General features: G+C 64.2%; 14 protein-coding genes. 1 reads left to right on the top strand and 13 read right to left on the bottom strand.

What is annotated here, in order from left to right; all coding sequences use genetic code 11:
* Positions 1 to 3 precede the first annotated feature (3 nt).
* Together A7A08_RS09445 and A7A08_RS09440 are read right to left on the bottom strand one after the other, a co-directional pair.
* Complete coding sequence (locus A7A08_RS09445) at positions 4 to 489, bottom strand: peroxiredoxin (RefSeq protein ID WP_069095236.1); 486 nt, start codon at positions 487 to 489, stop codon at positions 4 to 6.
* Between the two features lie 116 nt (positions 490 to 605).
* Positions 606 to 1,469, bottom strand: coding sequence for a protein-disulfide reductase DsbD domain-containing protein (locus A7A08_RS09440; RefSeq protein WP_069095235.1), 864 nt, complete (start codon positions 1,467 to 1,469; stop codon positions 606 to 608).
* 125 nt (positions 1,470 to 1,594) lie between these two features.
* On the opposite strand from A7A08_RS09440, the gene A7A08_RS09435 reads away from it, so the two are divergent.
* Positions 1,595 to 2,212, top strand: coding sequence for a YqgE/AlgH family protein (locus A7A08_RS09435; protein WP_069095234.1), 618 nt, complete (start codon positions 1,595 to 1,597; stop codon positions 2,210 to 2,212).
* Positions 2,213 to 2,265: 53 nt separating this feature from the next.
* On the opposite strand, the gene A7A08_RS09430 is transcribed toward A7A08_RS09435, so the two are convergent.
* From A7A08_RS09430 to ctaD, 11 genes are all read right to left on the bottom strand, one after another.
* Positions 2,266 to 5,355, bottom strand: coding sequence for an EAL domain-containing protein (locus tag A7A08_RS09430; RefSeq protein WP_069095233.1), 3,090 nt, complete (start codon positions 5,353 to 5,355; stop codon positions 2,266 to 2,268).
* A 76-nt stretch (positions 5,356 to 5,431) separates the two neighbouring features.
* Positions 5,432 to 6,019 (bottom strand): GNAT family N-acetyltransferase, encoded by a 588-nt coding sequence (locus A7A08_RS09425; protein ID WP_069095232.1) that lies wholly within the window; start codon positions 6,017 to 6,019, stop codon positions 5,432 to 5,434.
* 12 nt (positions 6,020 to 6,031) lie between these two features.
* The gene (locus A7A08_RS09420) at positions 6,032 to 7,351 is read right to left on the bottom strand and encodes a M16 family metallopeptidase (protein WP_245290861.1); all 1,320 of its coding nucleotides are present in this window, start codon (positions 7,349 to 7,351) and stop codon (positions 6,032 to 6,034) included.
* On the bottom strand, positions 7,348 to 8,781 hold the full coding sequence (thrC, locus tag A7A08_RS09415) for a threonine synthase (protein ID WP_069095323.1): 1,434 nt from the start codon (positions 8,779 to 8,781) through the stop codon (positions 7,348 to 7,350). Before thrC ends, A7A08_RS09420 begins: the two co-directional genes overlap by 4 nt.
* Positions 8,782 to 8,922: 141 nt before the next feature.
* Positions 8,923 to 9,648, bottom strand: coding sequence for an SURF1 family protein (locus A7A08_RS09410; RefSeq protein WP_083226629.1), 726 nt, complete (start codon positions 9,646 to 9,648; stop codon positions 8,923 to 8,925).
* Entirely contained in the window at positions 9,648 to 10,040 is a 393-nt protein-coding gene (locus tag A7A08_RS09405; RefSeq protein WP_069095231.1) for a DUF983 domain-containing protein, read from the bottom strand. The genes A7A08_RS09410 and A7A08_RS09405 overlap by 1 nt, the downstream gene beginning before the upstream one ends.
* Before the next feature lie 131 nt (positions 10,041 to 10,171).
* Positions 10,172 to 11,059 carry a cytochrome c oxidase subunit 3 gene (locus A7A08_RS09400; protein WP_069095230.1) on the bottom strand — a complete coding sequence of 296 codons (888 nt, stop codon included), beginning with the start codon at positions 11,057 to 11,059 and terminating at the stop codon, positions 10,172 to 10,174.
* 65 nt (positions 11,060 to 11,124) lie between these two features.
* Complete coding sequence (locus A7A08_RS09395; RefSeq protein ID WP_069095229.1) at positions 11,125 to 11,739, bottom strand: cytochrome c oxidase assembly protein; 615 nt, start codon at positions 11,737 to 11,739, stop codon at positions 11,125 to 11,127.
* A gap of 21 nt (positions 11,740 to 11,760) precedes the next feature.
* A complete protein-coding gene (locus A7A08_RS16290) occupies positions 11,761 to 11,904 on the bottom strand; it encodes a hypothetical protein (RefSeq protein ID WP_169822979.1) in 144 nt (47 codons plus the stop codon).
* Positions 11,904 to 12,857, bottom strand: coding sequence for a heme o synthase (locus A7A08_RS09390; RefSeq protein ID WP_069095228.1), 954 nt, complete (start codon positions 12,855 to 12,857; stop codon positions 11,904 to 11,906). The genes A7A08_RS16290 and A7A08_RS09390 overlap by 1 nt, the downstream gene beginning before the upstream one ends.
* Before the next feature lie 63 nt (positions 12,858 to 12,920).
* Positions 12,921 to 14,531 carry a cytochrome c oxidase subunit I gene (gene ctaD / locus A7A08_RS09385; protein ID WP_069095227.1) on the bottom strand — a complete coding sequence of 537 codons (1,611 nt, stop codon included), beginning with the start codon at positions 14,529 to 14,531 and terminating at the stop codon, positions 12,921 to 12,923.
* Between the last annotated feature and the right edge of the window lie 2 nt (positions 14,532 to 14,533).

Raw genomic sequence — 14,533 nt, 5'->3', positions numbered from 1 at the left:
GGACTACATGCCTTCGAGTAGCTTCTCAGCCGTGCTTTCCACGTGCTCGCTCGGATTGCCCTCAACATTGAGCACCTTCACCACGCCATCCTCGACGAGCATGGCATAGCGCTTGGAGCGCGTTCCGAGGCCGGCGCCGCTGGCGTCGAAATCCATACCGATGGCCTTGGTGAAGGACGCATCGGAGTCGGCGAGCAAGGTGACCTTGCCGCGGGCGCCCGCCACGTCTGACCAGGCATCCATCACGAAGGGGTCGTTCACGGAGACGCAGGCGACGGTGTCAGCGCCCTTCGCCTTCATGGCTTCGGCGTTTTCGATGAAACCCGGCAGATGCTGGAGATGGCAGGTGGGGGTGAAAGCGCCCGGCACAGCGAAGAGAACCACTTTCTTGCCGCCGAAAATCTCGGACGACGATTTTTTCTCCGGTCCCTGAGTCCCGATCATCATGAAGGTTGCGTCGGGCAGGCGATCTCCTACGGCGATGGTCATTGGGGCCTCTATCTCGTTCTCTGCTGATGGTGGGGAATTGTTCGCGCCCACCTTACTGCCTCGACGAACGATGACAAGCGGCAGGCTGTTCCCGTGCGCGCGCCTTCGGCCGCTGATTATTCGAGGGTGCGTTTCGCCTCGCGAGCGCCCCGGTCACTGACCATGGTGAAGGTCAACACCTCTCCCTTGAGGTCGTTCACCTCATCCTTGTCGCGGAAGGTGACCACGTAGCGCTTCGTGCCGTCCTTCCCCTCTCCTTCGGCCATGGCCGGCGGGATGTAATCCTCGCCCGCGTCGAGAAACAGGTCCGTGCGCTCCGCGCCGTCGGGATAGCGGATATCGATGACGAGCTCGGGCTCCAGCTTGTCGAAGCGCTTCTCGATGTTAGCGATGTCCGGCAGATCCCCCTTCTTCACCGGCTTCGGCACCCAGGCGAGGTAGCGGTCGATCAGGAGGGAGTCGGCGGCGCTGGGCTTCGGCTCGACAGGGATCCGCAAGGAGAGATCGGCATGATTCGGGATGCAGATATCCTTGCAGAGGCCGAAATCCATGGAGAGCTTGAGTTTGACCGGCTCGTCCGGTCGCTCCGGCGTGACCTTTACCGGGAACACCACCTCATCCTTGTAGCCGTAAGCCTGACCACCCGCGTCAGGCAAAATCTTTGGGGCCGGATAGAGGATCTCGGCCGACTTCAGATTCTCCGAACCCGACCAATCGAAATAGGGCGGCACGCCGGTATCGCCGGGGCTCTTCCAGTAGGTCTTCCAGCCCGGGGCCATCCTTACCTCGACGCCGGCCCAGCTGCCTTTCCCGCCCGGTAGCTCCCCGCCGGTGATCAGACGAACCTTGGAATCGGCTGCCTCCACCCAGGGCGAGCTCGCGGCCTGCACGCTTCCGGCAACGGTCGACAGGCCTGCGCCGAGGACGAGCGCCGCAAGGATGCAAAGGATGGATGCCGGGTTCGGGATCCTAGACAACATAATGAATTCTCTCATCTTTTCTGCTGATGGCGGCAGGCTCGAAAGAACGAAGCATACCCGATCGCAATCATCAATTCCGTCATTGCCGCTTCACAAGTTCGGGTGCCGAGCATAATCTTTATCGGATGATCGAAGGCATCACAGATGATCACGATGACCGGGACGGGTATCTCGACGGTCAGATGCTCGTTGCGATGCCGTCCATGGGCGACCCGCGCTTCGCCCGTGCGGTGATCTATATCTGCGCTCACTCCGGCGAAGGGGCCATGGGGATCATGGTCAATCAGCGCGCGCCCAATATCAGCTTCGGCGAGCTTCTCGAGCAGCTCAACATCGCGCCGGAGGATGAGCGCATCTCGATTCCAGGCTATGGCTCCGACTCTCTTACGGTGCATCTCGGCGGTCCGGTGGAGACGGGGCGCGGCTTCGTGCTGCACAGCTCGGACTACTTCAAGGCGGAGAGCACGCTACCTATCGACGACGGCGTCTGCCTGACCGCGACCATCGATATCCTCCGGGATATCGCCAAGGGTGCCGGGCCCGATAAGGCGCTCCTGGCGCTGGGCTATGCCGGCTGGGCGCCCGGGCAGCTTGAAAGCGAGATCCATGCGAATGGCTGGCTCAACTGCCCGGCCGATCCCGAGCTGCTGTTCGATCCCGATGTGGAGCAGAAATACGAGCTGGCCCTGAGCCGGATCGGCGTGGATGCCGGACGTCTGGCCAGCGAATCGGGCCACGCCTAACGCGCTCCGGACGCCGGCAGATCCTATTTCCCGCCAAGTCTGAGAACCATGTGCTATGTGTTGGACGGCGGTGCGTCCGGCGCCGGGCCCTGGGCGCGACGATCGTTTTCGAGGGGCTCGACGGCGTCGTAATCCTCCGCCTCATAGCCGGCCCCGCTTCCATTTCCATTGCCGTTTCCATTCCCATTGCCGGCGGCGATCGTGCCGGTCTCCTCGGGCTCCTCGCGCCTGCCCTTATGGCTGTTCAGGGCATGGAGCAGTGCGGCCACCTGCTTCACCGACATGGGTTCGCCGTAATAGAAGCCCTGACCGAATTCGCAATCGAGGGTGCGCAGATAGTCGGCGTGGTCCTTGGTCTCGATGCCTTCGGCGACGACTTCCTTCTCCAGGTCGTGGGCCAGGGCGACGATTGATTTCAGGATCAGGGGGCTCGTTCCGGTCAGGCCGCCGTCGCGCACCAGAGACCGGTCGACCTTGATGGTGTCGCAGGGGAACCGGTGCAGATAGCTCAAGGAGCAATAGCCGGTGCCGAAATCGTCGAGCGCGATGCGGGCACCGAAGCTCCGCAGCCATTCCAGCATCTCGACCGCCCGCTCCGGGTTCTCCATCAGAAGCGACTCGGTGATCTCCAGGCGGAGGGTGCCGCGGGGAACCGTCTCGCGGGCGAGCAGGTGGCGGATCTCCTGAACCAGATCCTGGCGGAAGAGCTGGCGGCTGGAGACATTCACGCTGACGAAGAGCGGATCGCGGACCCGCGGCAGCGCGCGATGCCATTCGGCGGCCTGCTCCAAGGCCTGGCTGAGCACATAGGAGCCCAGCTCCACGATCAGTCCGGTCTCCTCCGCAATGGGGATGAAATCCTCTGCGCCGAGGCGGCCGCGGGTCGGATGATCCCACCGCATGAGGGCTTCGAAGCCAGCGAGCTGATTGTTCGCGAGCCGCGTGATGGGCTGGTAGAACACCGAGATCTGCTTGCGGTCGATCGCCATCCGCAGATCGGTCTCGAGGGGCAGACGCCCCTCCCCCTCGCTCCTGGTCGCCGGATTGAAGATGTCGATGCGATCTCCGCCGTTCCGCTTTGCCTGGAGCATCGCGATCTCCGCTTCGCGCAAGAAGTCCTGAGCGGTGTCCTGGGTGCCGTCATGAACGACGATGCCGATGGAGGCTGTGAGGACGATCTCCTTCCCCTCGATCTTCATGGGCGTGCGGAGGGCCCGGCGCGCGCGGTCTGCGAGCAGGGCCACGTTGCGCGGGTCGATCTCGGAGATGAGAAGGATGGCGAACTGATCGCTGCCGAGGCGGGCGAGCGTGTCCTGGGGGTTGAGGTGACGCTGCAGCCGCCGGGCAAGGGTCAGCAGCATGGTGTCGCCGGTCACGAGGCCGAGGCTTTGGTTCACGTTCCGGAACCGGTCGATGTCGATGAAGATCACCGTGGGACGGTTGCCCTGGCCTTCCTTCAGGCGGGTGATGGCGCCCTGCACCCGGTCCACGAAGAGTTCCCGGTTCGGCAGGCCGGTCAGATTATCGTGCACGGAATCGTGCATCAGCCGCTCGTGGGACCGCTTCTCCGGGGTGACATCGCGCAGCAGCCCGATGCAGCGCAGCAGCCGGGGATTGTCGCTCTCCGGCGCGTGGCCCTTCAGCTCGTACCAGAGATAGGTACTGTCGTGGCGGCGCAGCCTGAAGTCGATATCGATATCGCCGCCGTGGTTCTCCTCCAGGGACATCAGGGTGAGCCGGAAGCGGTCCCGGTCTCCCGGATGGATATGGCTGATGAAGTCCTCGACATTGGTGTTCAGGGCGCCGGGCGGCAGGCCGAGCATCGCTTCCACCTCCGCGCTCACGGCAATCTCGGAATTGCTGCTGTCCCACTGCCAGGTCGAGGCGCCGGCGCTATCGACGGCCAGGGCTTTCATCTGGGACTGAGTCAGCGGGCCGAGTTGGGCCACGGGTCCGCTGCGGAAGGCGAACTGGGTGACCGAGAAGCCGAGCAGCACGAGGATGAGAACCAGGCCCGCGAGGAAGCCAGAGACGGCCAGGTCGCCCTGGAGTTGGCCGATGACGATCATGCCGGCGCCGAACAGCCAGACGAGAAAGAGCAGCCAGGTGGGAATCAGGGCAAGGGCGCGATCCTGCCCCCGGAACGCGAGATAGACGATCAGGCCGGAGCCGATGGCCGCGATCGGAATGAAGGACATGCGCGCCAGGCCGGCGGTGACCTCGGGATCGATGACGGCCAGCACGACGAGGGCGAATTGGGCGGCGATCCACCCCCAGAAGACGGTCTTGATCCAATTGTGCCAGAGGCCGATGCGCAGGAATGTGTAGAGGAACAGCACGATAGAGCCGGCGAGCGCGGCTTCTGCCGCGGCTCGATACACGGCCGTCCTGTCGACGCTGACGGGGAATAGCTTGTTCCAGAAACCGAAATCCACGCAGAGATAGGCCAGCCCCGCCCAGGCCACCAAGGCTGTCGCCGGGAAGATGGCGCGGTGATTGGCGGCGAAGATCGCGGTCAGGAAGATGGCCAGCACACCGGCGATGCCGAGAAGCACGCCGTTGAACAGCATCTTGTCCTTCTGCTTGTCCTGATACGCGTCGGGGTTCCAGAGGAACAGGCGCGGCACGTCTTCAGAGGCGAGCTCTGCGGCGAAGGTGATGGTCTGGCCCGGCTCCAGGCTGACGCGGAAGATGTCCGCGCGGGATTGATCCAGCCGCTCGGGCTTGAAGCCGAGGGAGGGCGTGACGTCGGTCACACGGTCGGCATCGAGGTCGGGCCAGCGAAGGCCCGAAGCGGTCAGGGTGTAGCGCGGCGCGACGATCCAGCGGACCATGCGCTCGGCGCCCGGGTTGCTCAGGGCGAAGACGAGCCAGTTTGGCGCGGTGCCGGGCGTGCGGGCCTGGACGGCCATGCGGCCGGCAAAGCCGTCCGCCCCCGGAGCGGTCTCGATCTGGAGACGGTCGCCACGGCCCCGGTAGAGTTCGGCGAAGGCGGTGATGTCCAGCCGCGTGTAGTCGGGATTGACGGTGATTGCATCGAGGGCGGCTGCCGGTCCGGCGGCGAGCAGCGCCGCGAGAGTGAGAAGCGCCCCGAGCCAGCAGGCCACAGCCTGCCGCTGCGCAAGGCCGTAAAGCCTCCGCATTGGAAACGCCGCATTCCCTCGCAAGGACGTGGTCACTCCCGTACCGGTCTCCCTAGCCTTATGCGGCTTGCGCGCCCTAGATCCGCTCGTCCGAATCGAGAAGCGCGTAAAGCAAATGGTCCTGCCAAGCGCCGTTGATTCGCAGGTAACGGCGCGCATATCCCTCGCGCCTGAACCCGGTCCTTTCTAAGAGGCGCTTCGAGGCCAAATTATGGGGCAGGCATGCGGCCTCGAGCCTGTGGAGTTCAAGCGAATCAAAGACAAATGGGATAACAGCCCGCACCGCCGCTGTCATGTAACCCTTCCGCGCATGGGGCTCGCCCATCCAGTAGCCAAGGGTGCAGGCCTGGGTCACGCCCCGGCGCACGTTGCACAGGGTGACCCCGCCCAGAAGCTGCTCGCCGTTGGCGGTGAAGACGAAAAGCGCATAGCCCACGTCCTCCCGCAGATCGCGAAGGTAATGGCGTACCCGGCGGCGATAGGACGACCGGGTCAGCTCATCGGAAAGCCAGAGCGGCTCCCAGGGTGCCAGGAACTCCTTGCTTCCGGCGCGCAGCTCCGCCCAGGCCGGATAGTCGGCCATTTGAGGCGTGCGCAGCATGACCCGGTCGGTCCTGATGAGGGGACCGATATCGCTGGAACTGGCTGTGCGCAGCAGCGCCATCGGGCTTGCTCCCTATGCCGCCTTGCTGGGCGGCAAAACGAACTCTTCCGCGATCCCGTCGAAGCGCGCCCGGTTGGCGATCGGCCCGACGGTCGCAAGGGTCAGCGGTGAGGTCAGCAGCCGCACGGCCTGGCGGCGAAGATCTTCTTCGGTTACGGCCTCGACCTTCTCCAGCAGCTCTTCCGTCGACAGCGGCCTGCCATAGAGCAGGATGTGCCTGGCGAGCTGCTCGGCGCGGGCACCGGAGCTTTCGAGGGAGGCGAAAAGCCCCATCTTGGCCTGCGCCTTGACCCGGGCGAGCTCGTCGGGGTGAAAGCCGTCATCGGCTGCGCGGCGGATCTCGTCGCGGATCACGGCGAAGAGCTCGTCGGCGTATTCCGGGCCGGTCGCGGCATAGACGGAGAACGTGCCGGTGTCGGCGAGGCTGTGGGCGAAGGAATAGACGGCGTAGCAGAGGCCGCGCTTTTCCCGGACCTCCTGGAACAGGCGCGAAGACATGCCGCCGCCCAGCGCACCCGCCAGCATCTGCATTTGGATGTATTCGGGATGGTGCAGGGCCGGCGCCTCGAAGCCCATCACCAGATGACTCTGCTCGAAATAACGCTCCGAGTGTCGGATGCCGCCGCCGTAGCGGGCATCTTCGGGCGTGGGCGCGGGCGTTGCGTCCAGCTCCGACAGGCGCTGTTCGGCAAGTTGAACGAGATCGGCATGCTCGATCGCTCCAGCAGCCGCCAGCACCATGCTCGGTGCATGGTAATGGGCGCCGAGATAACGGCTCAGGTCGTCGCGGGCGAACGCGCCGATGCTCTGCATGGTGCCGAGGATGGGCCTGCCCAGGGGCTGGGCCGGATAAGCGGCTTCCTGGGCAAGATCGAACACGGTGTCTTCGGGCGAATCGAGGGAGGCCGCGATCTCCTGGAGGATGACGCCGCGCTCGCGTTCGAGCTCGTCGGGCGCAAAGCCGGGGTTCAGCAGGATGTCGCTGAGGATGTCGAGGGCGAGCGGGGAATCACCCGGCAGAACACGGGCGTAGTAGGCGGTGCTGTCGACACCGGTCGCGGCGTTAATGTCGCCGCCCACGGCCTCGATCTCCTCGGCGATGTCGCGGGCGCTGCGCCTCGCGGTCCCCTTGAAGGCCATGTGCTCCAGGAAATGCGCAATGCCGTGCTCGGACGCTGTTTCACTGCGGCTTCCTGCGCCGACCCAGATGCCGAGAGATACCGTCTCGACGCCGGGCATGGTGATGCTGGCGACGGTCAGGCCATTGGAGAGCCGGCTGACTTCAGGCGCCGGCCGGCCCGGCACGGAGGAGCGGTCGGTGGCCCGGCTCACGCCTCCACCTCTTCGCCCTGCCCCGCACGGGAATGGTCGGCGATGAAATCGGCCACGGTCTGGTAGTCGGCCGGAAGCGAGGTGCAGCGTTCCGATTCGCCCAGCCGGTCCTTCAGGCGCTGGGGCTGCTCGGGCACGCGGCCGGTGGCGCGCTCCACGGTCTCCGGGAACTTAGCCGCATCGGCGGTGGACAGGATCACCATGGGCGTCGTCGTGTTGCCCTGGTCGAGGGCGCGGCGCTCGTCGAGGGCGGAGCCGATGGCGACCGCGGTATGGGGATCCGTCAGCACGCCGGTCTTGCGATAGAGACGGGCGATGGTTTCCTGGGTCTCTTCCTCGGAAATGCTGTAGGCGCCGAAGACCTGCTTGAGGCTGTTCAGCTCGTCTGGGCTCATGGTCAACTTACCCGTGTCCTGCAGCTCGGCCATCAGCGTCTTCACCCGAGCCACATCGCGATGCACCAGCTCGAAAAGCAGGCGTTCGAAATTGCTCGCTAGCTGGATATCCATGCTGGGGCTGGAGGTCGCGATCACCGTTTTCGGCTCGTAGACGCCGGTGGCAAACGCGCGGGGCAGACTGTCGTTCGCGTTCGTGGCGATTACGAGGCGCTGGATTGGCAGCCCCATCTGTTGGGCAACGTAACCCGCGAATATATCTCCGAAATTCCCCGTCGGCACTGTGTAGGACACCGGCCGGTAGGGCGCGCCCAGTGCGACGGCCGAGGTGAAGTAATAGACCGTCTGGGCGACGATGCGCGCCCAGTTGATGGAGTTGACGCCGGTTAGGTGCAGGCGGTCGCGCAATGGCAGATCGTTGAACAGCGCCTTCACGATGGCCTGACAGTCGTCGAATGTCCCCTCCAGCGCGATATTGTGCACGTTGGGATCGTCCACGGTGGTCATCTGACGGCGCTGGATCTCCGTCACCCGGCCCTTGGGATGGAGGATGACCACGTCGATGGCCTTGCGGCCGCGGAAGGCATCGATGGCTGCCGCACCGGTGTCGCCGGAGGTGGCGCCGAGCACCGTCGCGCGGCCGCCTTTCCGGATCAGGGCCCGGTCCATGAAGCGGGCCACCACCTGCATGGCGAGGTCCTTGAACGCCAGGGTGGGGCCATGAAAGAGCTCCATGATCCACAGCTTCGGCGTGATCTGCTTCAGGGGCGTGACGGCGGGATGGTCGAAGCCCGCATAGGCTTCTTCCAGAACTTCGCGCAAATCGTCGAGGCAGGGATCGCCTTCCAGGAAGGGGCGCATGACCCGCTCTGCGACGTCGATATAGTCCAGCCCTGCCAGATCCGCGATTTCCTGCTCGCAAAAGCGCGGCCAGGTCTCGGGCATGTACAGTCCGCCGTCGCGCGCTAGGCCTGCGAGAAGGGCACCTTCAAAGGAGAGCGAAGGGGCATCGCCCCGTGTGCTGACATATTTCACGGCGAACTCGAGAACGGGCTTGAAACGGTGGGCTGAAAGTAATCGGCGGAGGGCTTCGCCGCAACCGAATGCGGACACCCAAGCCTAATGGTGGGGGTGGCGGTCAGGGCGTCTTCTTCCGGAACACGGACCAGGCATAGGCTAGATAGCGCCGCCCAGCACGGCTGCCATGCAGAACCAGGTCCAGGCATATTGCAGATGATTGTTGGGCAAGGTCAGATTCGTTTGTCCACCCTTCGGGAAGCCGCCGGGAATCTCGGACAATTCGGCTTCGATATAGAATGGCGCGACCGTTTCCTTGCCCTCGGGCACCATTTCGCTGCGCATGCCGTCGAGATCGCGCCAAAACCATCGCTTGCGTGCGGGATCGTTATCGGGGGTGAAGAGTCCGGGTGTCTGGGGGCCACGCACCAGCCCCGTCACCTCCACCTCCCCTTCGAGCTGCCCTTCGATGCGGCTCTTCGGCGCCTGCTTCTCGATGGGCACGAAGCCGCGATCGATGAGGACGATGGGGCCTTCGTCGGTCCGGAATGGGGTGATGACATGCCAGCCCGGATCCCCCTCGTCGAGGCCATAGAGATACTCCTCATGTGCGTGGTCGAAGCGGCCATGCACCGACACCCGGGTGTACTCCACATCCTGGCCGGCGCGCGCTTCCGCCATGACCTTTTCCAATGGCACGGGCGGACCCTCGCTGCGGGTCTCGATGGCCGCAATGAGCCCGCGCTTCCATTCCAGGCGCTGGAGCTGCCAGACGCCCAGCCATACGGTCAGGGCGAAGATCGGCAGCATGAACAGGGTGAACCAGACAAAGCGCTTGCGGCTTTCGGGCCCGCTCTCAGGCAGGTTTGGCGTCTCGTCCGGCATTATTCGGCGAGGCGCCCTTCAGCGGCCTGGTGGCGGTACTGCAAGGTGAGCAGCAACCCTTTCAAAGGGCGCAACATGGCGAGCGGCAACACGATACCGAGAGGCAGCCAGAGGAGCGCGTGCACCCAATAGGACGGCTGGTAGTAGACCTCCACATAAAGCGCCGCTCCGACGATGACGAAGCCGGTTATGAGCATCACGAAGATGGCCGGTCCATCGCCTGCGTCGGCCGAGCGGAAATCGCGGCCGCAGACGTCGCATTCCTTCTTCAGGTTGAGAAAACCCGAGAAGAGGCGCCCCTTTCCGCAGTCGGGACAGCGGCCGACGATGCCGCGCCAGATGGTCTGCCCGAGGGGCGGGGCCGTTTCGGGTCGTCCGGGTTCGGTGTTCATTGGTTCGGCGGTCCCTGCGCGCTTCGGTCTTCCCTACGGAGCGATCCGGGCGAGCAGTCTACCGCAGGAGCCCCGCTCATACGAGAAGGGCGGCCGTTTCGGGCCGCCCTTCGAAGTTGCATTCCTGCGACCTAGTGGGCCGGGTAGTCGGATCCCCCGCCCCAGATGTAGATCGAGGCGAACAGGAAGAGCCAGACCACGTCCACGAAATGCCAGTACCAGGCAGCCGCTTCGAAGCCGAAGTGACGCTCAGGCGTGAAGGCGCCGCGCCAGGCACGGAGCAGGCAAATGGCCAGGAAGATGGTGCCAACGATGACATGGAAGCCGTGGAAGCCGGTCGCCATGAAGAAGGTCGAACCGTAGATGTGATCGCTGAAGCTGAAGCCCGCGTGCAGGTACTCGAAGACCTGGCCGGCGGTGAAGATCATGCCCAGGATCACGGTGGCGATGAGGCCGCGCACGACGCCTTTGCGATTGTTCTCAAGCAGAGCGTGGTGGGCGTAGGTGACCGTGGTGCCCGAGAGCAGCAGGATCAACGTGTTGACCAGCGGCAGGCTCCAGGGGTTGAAGGTGTTGGCGAACCAGCCGAGGCCCGCGACATCCGTATCGGCGCTCGGAACGGGCGGCCAGACCCCGCCGGTCACCGCGGTGCGGGCGTAGGTCACAGCCTCGTCGGGATAGAGCGCGACGTCGAAATAGGCCCAGAACCAGGCGACGAAGAACATCACCTCCGAGGCGATGAACAGGATCATGCCGTAGCGGAAATGGAGCTGCACGACCGGGGTGTGGTCGTTCTGCCGGCCTTCCTTGATGACGTCGCTCCACCACGCGATCATGGTGAAGAACACCAGGATGATGCCCGGCAGGAGCCACAGCGGCTCGGACGCACCCGCTTTGTGGGAGATCAAGAACTGCACCGCGCCAACGGCGAGGACGAAGGCGGAAATCGAGCCGACAATCGGCCATGGGCTCGGATCGAGCAGATGGTAGTCGTGGTGTTTGGCGTGGGTCTCGGCCATGTTGCGCTCCGTTGTTTCCCTTCTAGAGGCGAACCACGCGCCTCCCTCCCAATACGCTCCAGCTCTTACGAACCGGACTTGTCTCCGCTCTCCGCCGGTGCGGCGGCAACCCCCTGCCCCTTGTCCCTATAGAAGGTGTAGGAGAGCGTAATATCCTGAATGTGCTTGGTGCTGACATTATCCAGGAACCCGGGTTCGATGAAGAACGTGACCGGCATCTCGATGGTCTCGCCGGGCTCGAGCCGCTGCTGAGTGAAGCAGAAGCACTGGATCTTGTTGAAATACTGGGCCGCGCTGTTGGGCGCGACGTTGAAGACCGCCGTACCGACGATCGGTTCGTCGGACAGGTTCGTCGCCTTGAAGAAGGCGAGGTTCGACGCGCCGATGCGCACGGTCATCTCGTTCTTCTCGGGCACGAAGCGCCACGGCATGTCAGGCATCGTGTTGGCGTCGAAGCGGACGTTGACGGTTTGGTCGCTCACCTGATCGGGCGCCACGCTCGCGCGCTGAGGCGTGCCCGCATAGCCAGTCTGCTGGCAGAAGATGCGGTAGAGCGGAACGGCGGCAAACGACAGGCCAACCATGCCGGCGACGATGGCCGCGAGCCCGAGCGCCACTAATCCGTGGCGGGCCGCCTTCGGGGCCCGCGTCTTCTCGGTCTGATCGTTATCCTTCGTCACGCGAATGATCCTCACCCAACGTCATATAGCGCGGTTGGCGACATTGCCGCCCAGCCGCACGATGGTGACGATGAAGAAAAGCACAACGAGCCCGCCCAGCACCAAAGCGATCGCGATGTTTCGCTTGTGCCGGCGGCGTTTGAATTCTTCGTCCCCATCTTCCATCAGATCGTCCAAAGCGCCGGCAGCGCACCGCCACCGATACCGAAGCCCTTCTCCACCAGCAGAATGGAGAACAGCAAGAAGAGATACAGCACTGAATAGGCAAAGAGCTGCATGGCCACGCGGTGGCCCTCCTCGCCCTCGCGGACGCGCCAGCAACGGATGGCAAAGCCGACGAAGAGCACGCCGAGAACCGCCGAAGAGACGAGATACAACATGCCGCCAAGCCCGATCAGGGCGGGAACGCAGCCCAGGGGCGCAAGCAGAAGACTATAAACCAGGATCTGGTTGCGGGTGTGGTCATCGCCGTGGGTGACGGGAAGCATCGGCACGCCGGCACGCTCGTATTCCTTGGACCGGCAGATGGCCAGGGCCCAGAAATGGGGCGGCGTCCAGATGAAGATGATCAGGAAAAGCACGATGGGATCGAGGCTGATGCTGCCGGTGGCCGCGGCCCAACCGATCATGGGCGGCATGGCGCCGGCGGCGCCGCCGATCACGATATTCTGAGGCGTCCAGCGCTTCAGCCACATGGTGTAGACGAAGACATAGAAGCCGATGGTCAGCGCGAGCAGCCCGGCGGACAGCCAATTGACCATGAGGCCGAGGCATCCCACGGCACCGATGGACAGGATAGCGCCAAAGGTGAGCGCCTCGCTCTCGGTGACCCTGCCTTGCGGGATCGGCCGGGTGGCGGTGCGCTCCATGTGCTGGTCGATATCAGCGTCGAACCACATGTTCAAAGCACCGGCAGCGCCCGAGCCGACGGCAATGCAGAGCAGCGCCGCGATGGCGAGAATCGGATGTAGCGGCACGGGCGCCGCAACGAGTCCGACCAGACCCGTGAAGACCACCAGGAACATGACCCGGGGCTTCAGCAGCTCCACGAAATCGCCGACCTCGCCGCCGGGAGCGGCATCGAGGCCTTGCGTATATGTCTGGGAGACGTCCGACATTCTCACCTACTCAGCAAGTCCTGGACCGGCGCGCCCGATTGGGACGGCGCCGGTCCTTTGGTCCTATTTGATCCGAGGCAGAGTCTCGAAGCAGTGATACGGCGGCGGAGAGGACAGGGTCCATTCCAGCGTGGTCGCGCCTGCACCCCACGGATTGTCCGCAGCGCGGGTCTTCCGGACGAAGGCCTGGATGACACCGAACAGGAAGATCACGACGCCGAGGGCAGCCAGATACGAGCCGATGGAGGCGACCATGTTCCAGCCCGCATAGGCGTCCGGGTAGTCCACATAGCGGCGCGGCATACCGGCGAGGCCGAGGAAGTGCATCGGGAAGAAGGTCAGGTTGGTCCCGATGAACATGACCCAGAAGTGCAGCTTGGCCACGAACTCGGAGTACATGTAGCCGAACATCTTCGGGAACCAGTAGTACCAGCCGGCGAAGATCGAGAACACGGCGCCCAGGGACAGCACGTAGTGGAAGTGCGCGACCACGTAGTAGGTGTCGTGCATGGCCCGGTCGACGCCCGCATTGGACAGCACCACGCCCGTGACACCGCCGACGGTGAACAGGAAGATGAAGCCGATGGCCCACAGCATGGGGGCGCGCAAGGCGATTGAGCCGCCCCACATGGTGGCAATCCACGAGAAAATCTTCACGCCTGTCGGCACCGCGATCACCATGGTGGCGAACACGAAGTAGGCCTGGGTGTTCACGTCGATACCGGCTGCGTACATGTGGTGCGCCCACACGATGAAGCCGATGAAGCCGATGGCGACCATCGCGTACGCCATGCCGAGATAGCCGAAGACGGGCTTGCGCGAGAAGGTCGACACGATGTGGCTGATAATGCCGAAGCCCGGCAGGATCATGATGTACACCTCAGGATGGCCGAAGAACCAGAAGAGGTGCTGGTAGAGCAGCGGGTCGCCGCCCTGGGCGGAGTCGAAGAAGGCCGTGCCGAAGTTCCGGTCGGTCAGCAGCATGGTGATGGCGCCCGCCAGGACCGGCAGCGACAGAAGCAGCAGGAAGGCGGTGACCAGCACGGACCACACGAAGAGCGGCATCTTGTGCAGGGTCATGCCCGGCGCGCGCATGTTGAAGATCGTGGTGATGAAGTTGATGGCACCGAGGATCGAGGACGCGCCCGCAAGATGGAGCGAGAGAATAGCGAAGTCGACGGCCGGCCCGGGGCTACCGGAGGTGGAAAGCGGCGCGTAGACCGTCCAGCCGGTTCCCGCACCGTTGGTGCCGGGCGTGCCGGGCACAAAGAGCGAGATCAGCAGCAGCCCATAGGAGGCCGGCAGCAGCCAGAACGAGATGTTGTTCATCCGCGGGAAGGCCATGTCCGGCGCGCCGATCATCAGCGGCACCATCCAGTTGCCGAAACCGCCGATCATGGCCGGCATGACCATAAAGAACACCATGGTCAGGCCATGGGCCGTGGTGAAGACGTTGAAGACCTCGGGGTTGCCGAAGAACTGCATGCCGGGCTCCATGAGCTCGGCCCGCATGGCAATCGACAGGAGACCACCGATGATACCCGCGCAGATCGCGAAGATGAGGTACATCGTCCCGATGTCTTTGTGGTTGGTCGAGTAGGCCCAGCGGCGCCAGCCCGTCGGATGATCGTCGTGGTGGTGCTCCGCAGCAGCAGTGTGGGCTTGATCTGCCATAA

The sequence above is a fragment of the Methyloligella halotolerans genome (assembly GCF_001708935.1).
GTDB lineage: Bacteria > Pseudomonadota > Alphaproteobacteria > Rhizobiales > Methyloligellaceae > Methyloligella > Methyloligella halotolerans.
This window is presented reverse-complemented; position numbering and strand designations above follow the sequence as displayed.